Raw genomic sequence first — 10660 nt, forward strand, 5'->3', positions numbered from 1 at the left:
CAAGGTTTTGATAAATAAGACAAATTATTTTGAATCCATGATATAGGAAGTTAGGTCCACAGTATATAGGACTTTCGTCCTATCATGAGCGGAAGGGGTCATGGGCGGTCTTGGGAAATTCCTGGTGGTGTCCCTCAGTGATTGGTCCAGGGGTATTTCATTGCTGACGGAGGCGGGATAGGGTGCCGATGGCGCCTCCCCCCTTAATCCCCCCTCCCCGCGGTCCAAGGGGCCGTGGGGAACTGGGGAGCCGCCCTTGGTGCCCCCCAGCTCCTAAAGGCTCCCTAACGGAGAGGAAATATCAGGCGACCGGAGATTAACCCAACAATCAGGGGATGTCACACCAGTTTACGATGGGCGACCCATCCATTCGTCAAACATGCAAGGACCGCTTACCATGAAGGCTCAGAACTTCCCGCCCTCGTCTGTTCAGGCCCGACCGAAACATCAACAGCAAGAGAAATAGGATTTGCGGGCGGGGCGCGCCCCGCCCGCAAAAACGCGGATCCTCGAGGGAGACCTGTCGCACCAATGAGGCGCATCGCCCATATCGATCGCATCCTGATCCTGCTGATCCTGATCGCCTTCGCCCTCCGGCTCCATCGGATTGCCCTCCAGAGCTGGTGGTGGGATGAGGGCTACAGCACCTATCTGGCCCGCCACGGCATCCTCACCGCCATCCGGATGACGGCGGTCGATATCCATCCCCCCCTCTACTACATCCTGCTCTCGCTCTGGGGGACGTTCACCGGCTACAATGAATTCACCACGCGCTTCCTGTCGACGATCTTCGGGATCCTGACCCTTCCCCTGCTCTACCGGATCGCCCGGGAGGGAGTCGGGCGCGCCGTTGGACTGCTGGCCGCCGGGTTGGCCACCCTGGCCCCGGCTTACGTGTATTACTCGCAGGAAACGCGGATGTATACCCTCTTCGCGCTGGAATATCTCTTCGCCCTCTTCCTCCTGAGCCGCATGATCAGCGCCCGCCGCTGGTCCCCCGGAACCCTAATCGCCATGGGGATCACCGAGGCAGCGATGATGTATACTCACTATTTCTCGGTGGTTGCCATCATTTTCCTGAACCTGGCCGCCCTCCTTCTGCTCCTGCGCCAACCGATCGAAGAGCGTCGATGGAATTTCCGCCGCTGGGCCCTGACCCAGGCCCTGGTGATCCTCGCCTACGCGCCCTGGCTGCCCCCCGCCTACCGACAGACGGGCCAGCACAGCGATGAGCGGGCCACCTTCCCCACACTCCTCGAGTTCCTCTCGCTGACCTGGCATTTCTTCAACATCGGCATCCGGGAGGTCTTGGGGAAGACCGGTGAGCCCCCGCCACGGCCCGGGTTCGTGATGGCCTCCGCAGCTTACGGGATCGCCTTCGCGGGCGCGCTGCTCTCCGTCGGGCTGGCCATCTGGCGTCGCCAGCGCAGAATCCCTCTCCGACCGGCGATATGGCTGGCGGCTTTCGCCCTTCCCCTGCTGCTGGTGTTCGGCATCACCCGGTGGAAGCCCATCGTCCACCCCCGCTACATCCTGATGCTGACCCCGGCCCTGCTGCTCACAGACGCCACCCTGATAACCGCCCTCTGGGGCGAACGTCGTCTCGTGAGCCGGGCGCTGGCGCTGGCCCTGACCCTGGCGATCGGGGCCACCTTCCTGCAGGGGCTGTGGATCGTCTACTATGATCCCGCTTTCTTCCGGGAAGACGTGCGCGGGGTGGCCGCCTACCTCAGCGCGGTCACCACGTCGGAGGACGCGATCGTGGTGGATTCCGAGGAATACACCCTCCAGCAATACTACACCGGCCCCTCTCCGATTCAGGGGATCAAGATGCGGGGCCGGGAAGCCGAGGGCCTGGCGGAGCTCCAGGCGATCACCGACGGGAAGCAACGGGTCTTTCTCCTGCACTGGTTCCGTTCGGTCACCGACGACAAGCGTTTCATCCCTTTCCTGTTGGAAGCCGCCGGCCGGCTGATCGACCACCGCGAGTTCGCAGGCTACACCCTATGGGTTTACGAGCTGGAACGCCCGGTGGCGATGCCGCCGCTACAACCCACCCAGATCAACTTCGGAGACCGTCTATGGTTATCCGGGGCCTTCGCCGAGGGGGAGGCCCGCGCCGGAGAGGGGGTGGCGGTGGCCCTCCGCTGGCGGATGCCCGCCCCGATCCCGGAGAACCTGAAAGCCGCGGTCGCCCTCCTCGACCCTGGCCGCCAGCGGGTGAGCGGCATGGACTGGATGCTCATGAACGACCTTCACCGCTACACGGCCCGCTGGTCCCCCGGCGAGGAGACCACCACGTATTTTGTGGTGCCGGTCCCCCTGGGCGCGCCCCCCGGGCCTTATACCCTCACGGTCACGCTCTATCGGGAACCGGACCTGAAAGGGCTCGACATCCTGGATGAGGCTCGCAACCCCGGCGGCCGATCCCTGACCCTGGGGGCGGTGAAGGTGCATCCGCCGCGAACGACGGCGGATCCTTATGGCACAATGGCAGGCGTTCCCCACCTGACCCATCCCCTCTCTTTGGGGGATGGGCTTCAGCTCCTGGGGTTCCAGTTGGCTCCATCTTTGCTGGCGCCAGGGGAGCCTCTGCGGGCCCTGCTGCTCCTCCAGGCCGATCGCCCCGGCCTTCCGGATCAACCGCTCACGCTGGAGATCGCGCGGGGAGAGGCGATCCTGGGCCGCCAGATGGGGGATCCCGGCTATGGTCACTATCCGCTGTCCCGATGGATCCCGGGGCTTCCGGTGCTGGACCGTCGGGTGGTCTGGCTGTCCTCCCAGGCCGCAGAGGGGCCGGCGGAGGTGCGGCTGCGCTGGGGGAAGGGGCTGGGGATCTCCCTGGGGACGGTGGAGATCGCGGGGCGGCCACGCCGATTCGATCCGCCCCCTTACGAGATCCCGGTGGGCCAGCGCTTCCCGGGCCTGGCGGAGCTGGTCGGGATCTCCCTGGATCGCACGATCCTGCAACCTGGAGACACCCTGAACGTCCGTCTAATCTGGCGAGCGCTGAATGAGGATCCTGTCGAGCGCCCCTATGTCGTGTCCGTTCAGGTTCTCAATGAGGAGGGCCGCCTAGTGGGCCAGGACGACCGACCGCCCGCCCATGGGGTCAGCCCGACCACCTCATGGGTTCAGGGGGAATACATCGAAGATCCACACCCGGTGACCTTCCGGGAGCCCCTTGTTGGCGAGGGCCGGCTGATCGTCGTGCTTTACGATCCGGATACGATGCAGCGGGTTCGAGCGGCGGACGGTCGGGATCATCTCGAGCTCCCGGTGCGGGTGAAGGGAATGGGACGTTGATCGTTCCGTGTTTGTATCTGTAGGGGCAGGCCCCTGTGCCTACCCTCAGGCCCCCGTGCCTGCCCCAGGCCCTGTATCGATCCGGTAGGGGCCACCACGGGGGTTGCCACAGGGAATGAGGGCAACCAGGGGGTTGCCCCTACAAAAACGACCTGGCGCATCGCGCGTTTCGTAGGGGCAGCCCCCTGTGTCTGCCCCCATCGGCAGGCCCCTGTGTCTGCCCCTAAGGGGTTTTTTCCACCACCATGAAATGGGAAAGGCCCAGCCAGTTCAGAGGGGTGCGTTCCAGGAGATCTGCCATGCAGCGGAGCAGGCGGCCGGCCCGGGGATGCCGCCGCATGATGCGGTCGAAAGCCGGGAAGATCCGCGTGTGGTGAACGATGCGAACGGGGAGGCCAGCGAAGAGGCGACGGAGAGCGCGTCCGCTGTAAGCCCGCACGTGGGGCGCCAGGCGGTTGCGCAAAGGATCCGGCAGGTAGTTAATGAGCGGCGTGTTCCCGAAGTGATAACGTCCCCGCCAGTAATGTCCGTGGGTCTCGAAGGGAAACCAGCGGTTGGGGCAGAACAGGAGGATGCGGCCGCCCGGCCGCAGCACGCGGACCATTTCGGCCACCGCCTGGCGGTCGTCGGCCACATGTTCGATCACCTCATGGGAGAGCACAATATCGAACGTGTTGTCCGGATAAGGGAGGGCCTCGGCGGCGGCGGCGACCAGGAGCCGGAGCCCGCGGGCCTGGGCTTCCCGCAAGTAGGATTCCTCGATATCCAGGCCATGGACCTCCGATGTGAAAGCTTGAAGGGCCTCCACATACATCCCGACCCCACACCCATCCACCAGAACCCGGGCGGCCTCCAGGCGAGCGAACGGTCGCATCAGCTCCAGGCGCCGGGCCTGTCCGGGACCCCAGGTCAGACTGGGCACCCCGCGCCGCGCGGCTTTCTCCGCTGAGATCATCCCCCCAAGCCCTCCGCTCAACAAAAGATCACTTCCACCGTTGATTATGGACGCATTGCACAATCCGGTGGAGGGTCCGTCTCACTCCCCTGCTCTCCCTTCCCCACGGCCCTGGGGCCGCAAGGAGGGGAGAGGAAGAGAATGGGTGGCGCTGGGAAGGCCCCCAAAGGTGGCCTTCCTGGCTCCAAAAAGCCCCTTCTTGCGAATTATGCAACAAGCCTTCTGATCCGACAGGAGGGTGACGTTGCGAGCGCAAGGGATGGAGAAGGAGTTGGAGACAAAGCTCACGATCGGACCTGAGAGGAGTGAAGGTGAGGTAAAGTTATATCCCGGCATTCGTCAGCGAAAAATTGACGCGGCCCTCGATCATCGGATAAGCTCTTGAGCAGGGCCAGTAGAGGAGTCCCAGGAGTGGGCTGCACGGAATGATGCCGGGGCGCTGCTTGATATAGAAACCGCCCTGGGAGGAGCTGATGGAGTTTCCTGTCTGGGTAGTCCCTTTTCTCACGGCCCCCATGTTGATCCCCTTGGTCGCCATCCCTCATGTCATTGTGGCCCAGTTTGCCGTCGGGGGGGGATTCCTGCTGGCCGATGGGGTGACATGGGCTTACCGTCATGGCCGGGCGGATGCCCTGGATTACCTTCGGGATCTCGCCCGCTTCTTCGTGCTGCTGACGATCGTCTTCGGAGCCATCACCGGCGTGGGGATCTGGTGGACCATCGGCCTGACCGCTCCCGAGAGCACCAGCGCCCTCATCCATGTGTTCGTCTTCGGCTGGGCGACGGAGTGGGTGGTCTTCGTGATCGAGATCGTCTCGGCCTTCGCGTTTTATTACCTCTGGGGTCGCCTGAGGCCCCGGGAGCACATCGCGATGGGCTGGATCTACGCCGCCTCCGCCTGGCTCAGCCTGGTGCTGATCACCGGCATCACCGCCTTCATGCTGACCACCGGGCGCTGGACGCCGGAGGCGAATTTCTTCGTGGCGTTCTTCAACCCCTCCTTCCTGCCCCAGACGCTCATCCGGACCGGCGGCTCGCTGGCCATCGCCGCCCTGTGGATCGGGGTGCACCTTTCCCTCCGGGCCCCTGAAGCCCTGCGGGATGAGCTGGTCCCCCGCATCTCGCGCTGGGCCGTGGTCGGGATGCTCCTGATCCTGATCGGGGGGATCGGATTTTTCTCGGTGCTGCCGGACCATGCGCGCCTCAACATCATCCGCGCCCCCCTTCTGCTGATCATGACCGCGCTGAACTTCGGCGCGACGCTCATCGCGCTGGCCGCCTTTGGCCTGGGCTATCTCCGGGGCGGGCGCTGGATCAACCCGCCGGAGGCGTTGTTGATGCTCCTCATCGGCGCGGTGGCCATCACCAGCGGGGAGTTCCTCCGCGAAGGAGCCCGAAAACCCTACCGCATCGAGCGTTATATCTTCTCACCCGGCGTGCGGATGGCGGAGGCTGCTACCCTCCAGCGGGACGGCCTGATCGCTCATTCCCCGTGGCTACAGCTCCACCTGCGAGAGAACCTGGGGCTGACGGAGGAAGCCCTCCGAGATCCTGCCCGCCTGCCGGAGCCTCAGAAGGTTCAGGTCGGCGAGGCGCTCTACACTTACCACTGCTCGTCCTGTCACGCCCTGGACGGCTATAACGGGTTACGGCCACTGATCCAGCCCTGGACCCCCGAGATGATCGCCGACGCCATCCGGCACCTGCATCGGACGAACCCGGCGATGCCGCCGTGGCTGGGGAATGAATCGGAGCGGGAGGCCCTGATCGCCTATCTCATTACCCTGCAGAAAGGAGGCCCGTGATGCCGCCCGTTCCTGGTCCGGATCCCCTGGGGATGCCGATCCCCGTCGGCTATCTGTTCGTCCTGAAGGTCTTCGGCTTTTTCCTCCACGCGGTGTTCATGAACCTGTGGCTCGCCGGCCTGCCGGTGGCAGTGATCCTGGCGCGAAGCCACCCTCGCGTATCGGACCGCCTGATCGCTGCGATGCCCTTCGCCATGGCCTTCGGGATCAACGCGGGGATCGTCCCCCTCCTCTTCCTCCAGACGCTCTATCCCCAATTTTTCTACCCGGCGACGATCCTGCAGGCCTGGTTCTGGTTCCTGATCATCCCTCTGCTCCTGATCGCCTACACCGCCGTCTACGCGGCCGCCTTCGGGCGCTGGCGGATTCTCTCCAGCCTGGTCGCTGTGATCCTGCTGACATGGATCGGGTTCCAGTTCTCAGCGGCCATGGCCCTCACCGCCCGGCCGGACCGCTGGCCGGCGCTCTTCCAGAACGCCGCCCCCGCCGGAGGTGTGCATGGCTGGACGCTCGCTCTGGATCCAGAAGCCCTGCTCCGTCTGGGATTGATGGCCGGGATGGCCTTTGGAACCGTGGGCGCGTTCCTGGCGCTCCTTGCCGAGCTCAGCCGGGACGATTCCCGGCTCCAGGAACAGGCCCGCCCTCTGGTCCCCATTCTGTTCACCATCGGCCTGGGGATCTTCGGGCTCGCCGGCAGCCTGTATGCTCCAACGGTGGCCGATCGGTTGCCCCAGATCTTGCAGCTTCTGGCCGGAGCCAGCATGCCGATCGCCTGGGCCGCTGCGTGGCTGTATCGAGCCCAGCCCCGCCCGGCGACAGCCATCGTCCTCACCATCCTCCAGGGCGGAGTGCTCCTGAGCAATGCCATCGCCCGCCAAGTGGTTCAGGCGGCCGAACTCGGGCAGTGGGTGGATCTGGGGAAGATCCCGGTGCGAGGGGAATGGGGGAGCGTCTTCCTGTTCCTGGTCACGCTTCTTATCGGGATCGCCACCCTTGCCTGGATCTTCAAGACGGTATGGGCTCGAGTTCGGGAGGTTCGTCCCGGATAAGGTTCAAGCGGAATGGGCCCCTCGATCCTCTCTCCCTGCGGTCCAAAGGGCCACGGGGAGGGAGGATCAAGGATCTCCTTAAGGGGGGACCGGGCGCCTTCGGCGCCCGGCCCGCCCCCGAAGCCCCCAAGGAGAAACGAACTACATTTTTAGGAGGGCAAGCCTGGCCGCCTGCCCTACCTCCTTCCCCTTGACCGAGGGGGTGAGCCGGGCGTGGCCCAGCCCACCCCATGTCCTTCCCCTTACTACGGCCTCACTGTCGGACAACCCGTCCCGTGCCGACGATGCGGCCCTGAATTGCTGGTGCCACCGGGCTGTTCGCCTGGATGTAGGCCTCCACGACCTGGTCCATCAGCTCCCGGGTGACAGCCCGATCGATCAACACCGGGTAGCCATCCCCGCCCGAGGCCATGAAGTCGTTCATGGCAATGGTGTAAGTCGCGGCCGCGGAGAAGTCCACCGCCGGCCCGGTGCAGGAGCCATCCGCTGCCTGACGGACAGCGCTGATCACACGGCTCCCAACTGGGGCACCGACGTCGTAGGTGAAGCAGAGGCCCGAGACCTGCGGGAAGATGACCCGGTCGTAGTTCGTGGCTCCATCATCCGTGCTGCCGTAGATCAACACGTTGTAAGAGCGATGGGGGTTCACCGCGGTGGCAGCGGAGGTGAGCACCAGCACCGTCTCCATTGGCAGGCTGAAGGAGGACGGCGCGTTCGCCCAACCCGAGGCCGGCTGGAGGTCCACCCGTTCGTAAGCGAGGCCGAAGGCCAGAGCCCCCGCCGGTTGGCCCGGGAGATCATAGTTCACCAGCACCCCCCGCATCGAGAAGAAGGAGCGGTAATCCACCACCGGCCCCTGGAGGGGCGGGACCAGCGTCCGGGCTCCTACCCACTCCACCGAGGCTACCTTCTTCCCGGCCCGCTCCGCCGCCTGGAGCAGGGTGTCCGCCTGGAGGATGCCGGTGGTCGCGAAGGAGGTGCGGGCGGTGAAGGCCTCCCCCGTGCGGTGGAAGGTATTGTTGGTGGAGCCGTGCTCGCCGGGCCCGGTGCCGGTGGCCAGGGCATACCAGCCCACGCCGGTGTTGGGCGGGAAGGCCTGGATCAAACCGTTCTCCCCCACCGCGTCCCGGTGCAACAGGTTGTCAAAGGTCGGCATGGCCCTTTCCCGCGCGTAACGCTCCAACAGATCCGGCCGCATGCCATCCGCGGCGAAGACGATGATCTTCTCCGCTGCTGGCTTGGTCGGTGGAGGCGGAGGGTCTTCCCTCCACACAGGATCGTCAGGTCGCCTTGGTAATCCATGGTGGTAGAGCCCGGCCGCTGGACATGGAGAGGGTGACAAGATCTGTCTCCCAGGGCCACTAAGGGAGAGCGGGATCAGATGGGGCTGCGACCCGAAACGCTGGCTGGCTACGAGGAGTCTTCACCTCCAGAATGCAAGAGGATGCATTATCGCTGACATGGGTTGCCTCGATCTCTATGAGGAAAATCCCCCCACCGTCGGGAGGTCAGGATAAAAAGTGAGGTGAGGAGCTGCCCCGGGCGATCTCACGGACTCCACAAGAACCTATCCGGTTAAGGGGATCCCCAGCAGCGCCGCGATCATGGGGGCGATGTCCGCCTGGGTCCCCCGCCCTTCCACGAAGGTGGTGAAGCGGGCGGCCTGTCTTCGAGAATTGATTTTTCGGGTGGGCGGGGCCGCCGAAGGGGGCCGCGCCCACCCGAAAAAACCAACGAATCGAAAGCGCGATCCGTCACCAGTGAACGCTACCAGTTCACCAGCTACAGACTGGTCACAGCCCCTCCAATAAAAAGAAACACTGTTGCGTTCACCAGAGCATGGTTTAAAATTGTCCCCACAATGGTTCCATGCCGGATTCTCTGCCAGCCCCAGATAAGGGCCCAAACAAACACCATCATGAGCAGACCTTGCCGACCTGAACCCACGTAGCGCAAATGTCCGCTGGCGAACAGAACGGCCTGAACCAAAACAGACCATCCATCGTTCAATCCCAACTCCCGCAAGTAGCCAATAAGAGAAGGTCGCCCTATTTGAAGGTTGTCCCTCTTCCCCACAAGACCTAGGCGATCATCCGCCCTGGGACCGCCGCCGGCGCTCCAGCTCCATGCGGAAGCGCTCCAGCAAATCCCACTCCCCTGTCTCCTCCAGGATGCGCATCTGTTGCGCGTCCCAATCCCGCGGCAGGTTCCCCCACACCGGCTTGCCGGTCCGCCTCCGATACCACGCGTAGTAGAGCACCCAGACCGCGACCCAAATCGGCCCTGCCACCCGGGCGATATCGTGAGTCCACAGCACCACCAGCACCATCAACCCGGTCCCGATCACCCCCAGAACCCCTGGGATCGGGATCTCCATCTCCCCCCAGCGGAGGTTCAGCGGGACCCGATACGGCCGCGGCACGTGGGGCTCCTTCTTCCGCAGGGCCAACAAGGCCATCGTGCTCAGAAAATACGCCAGCATCGCCCCGAAGGCATACATGTTCGCCATCGTCTCCAGAGCCCGAGGGCCGCTCAGAAAGGCAAACACCGCCTCCCCCGCCGCCACCCCCGCGAAGAACAGGATCGACCGCACCGGGGTGTGAAAACGGGGATGCACATGGGAGAGCCCCTCTCCGATCAACCCCAGCTCCGACATGCTATACGCCAGCCGGCTCGCCCCCATCACCCCGGTGTTGGCCGAGATCAATACAATGGTCGCCGCCAGCACCGCAGCGGTCGGCCCCGCCAGAAACCCTACTGCCGGCAGCTGACTCGCCAGCCGCGCCACCGGATCTCCCTCCCGTGCGGCGATATCCTGCCACGGCAGGATCCCCAGGGAGACTGTCGGGAACGACAGGGCGAATAACAGCACGATGATGATCAGCGCCAGCGAGGTCCGGGGGATCACCGTCGCCGGCCGGATGGTTTCCTGCGCCGCCTGTGAGACGGATTCCAGCCCCACGTAGGAGATCACGGCGATCGAAACCGCATACATCAACTGATGCAGAGAGGGGAACTGGGTCTGCCATTGATGCACAAACAGCTCGGGCTTCCAGGCAAAGGCGAACCCGATCACGATAATGCTGCTCTCCATCACCAGATCCAGCGCCCCCAGCACCTCGTTGAGCAGCGATGACTCCCGGATCCCCTTAATGTTCAGCAAGGCCAGCAGCAGGATCAGCCCCAGCGTCTCCCCCAGCCAGATGAGGTTCACCCCATGGAACGGCCCAAGGCGGATCTGGAACTCCCGGAACTGGGGGAAGAAGAAGTTGATGTAGCCCGCCGAGGCCATGGCGAACAGCGCCACGTCCACCGTGTAGTCCAGCATCAAAGCCGCCCCCGCCACCAGCCCCCAGAAATCCCCCAGCCCTCGCAGGGTAAAATAGTGCCCGCCGCCCGCCACCGGATAGGCGGCGGCCATCTCGGTGTAGGCCAGGCCGACCATAATGTAAACGATCCCGGCGATGAGGAAGGCCAGCGGGGTGGCTCCCTGGGCGGCGGCCATCACCAGGCCGAGGGCCACATACACATCCGCCCCCACGTCG

At 64.4% G+C, this 10660-nt stretch carries 7 protein-coding genes; 3 read left to right on the top strand and 4 right to left on the bottom strand.

Annotated features, from left to right (window positions below; all coding sequences use genetic code 11):
• Nucleotides 1–531 precede the first annotated feature (531 nt).
• Nucleotides 532–3306, top strand: coding sequence for a glycosyltransferase family 39 protein (locus NZM16_RS09785; protein ID WP_295480180.1), 2775 nt, complete (start codon nt 532–534; stop codon nt 3304–3306).
• 223 nt (nt 3307–3529) lie between these two features.
• Here NZM16_RS09785 and NZM16_RS09790 read toward each other — a convergent pair whose 3' ends face one another.
• Nucleotides 3530–4261, bottom strand: a complete 732-nt coding sequence (locus NZM16_RS09790; RefSeq protein WP_295480181.1) for a class I SAM-dependent methyltransferase — start codon at nt 4259–4261, stop codon at nt 3530–3532.
• A 473-nt stretch (nt 4262–4734) separates the two neighbouring features.
• On the opposite strand from NZM16_RS09790, the gene NZM16_RS09795 reads away from it, so the two are divergent.
• Entirely contained in the window at nt 4735–6066 is a 1332-nt protein-coding gene (locus tag NZM16_RS09795) for a cytochrome ubiquinol oxidase subunit I (RefSeq protein ID WP_295453442.1), read from the top strand.
• Nucleotides 6066–7115, top strand: coding sequence for a hypothetical protein (locus NZM16_RS09800; RefSeq protein WP_295480182.1), 1050 nt, complete (start codon nt 6066–6068; stop codon nt 7113–7115). The genes NZM16_RS09795 and NZM16_RS09800 overlap by 1 nt, the downstream gene beginning before the upstream one ends.
• 253 nt (nt 7116–7368) lie before the next feature.
• Here NZM16_RS09800 and NZM16_RS09805 read toward each other — a convergent pair whose 3' ends face one another.
• The 3 genes from NZM16_RS09805 to NZM16_RS09810 all read right to left on the bottom strand — a co-directional run.
• On the bottom strand, nt 7369–8388 hold the full coding sequence (locus tag NZM16_RS09805) for an alkaline phosphatase family protein (protein WP_295480183.1): 1020 nt from the start codon (nt 8386–8388) through the stop codon (nt 7369–7371).
• A gap of 509 nt (nt 8389–8897) precedes the next feature.
• Nucleotides 8898–9191: a CPBP family intramembrane glutamic endopeptidase gene (locus NZM16_RS14075; RefSeq protein ID WP_366946223.1), complete on the bottom strand. Its 294-nt coding sequence runs from the start codon at nt 9189–9191 to the stop codon at nt 8898–8900.
• A 13-nt stretch (nt 9192–9204) separates the two neighbouring features.
• The coding region (locus tag NZM16_RS09810; protein ID WP_295480184.1) for an APC family permease at nt 9205–10660 on the bottom strand (1456 nt) is incomplete at its 5' end.

Origin of the sequence: Thermoflexus sp. (assembly GCF_025055495.1) — a bacterium.
Taxonomy (GTDB): domain Bacteria; phylum Chloroflexota; class Anaerolineae; order Thermoflexales; family Thermoflexaceae; genus Thermoflexus.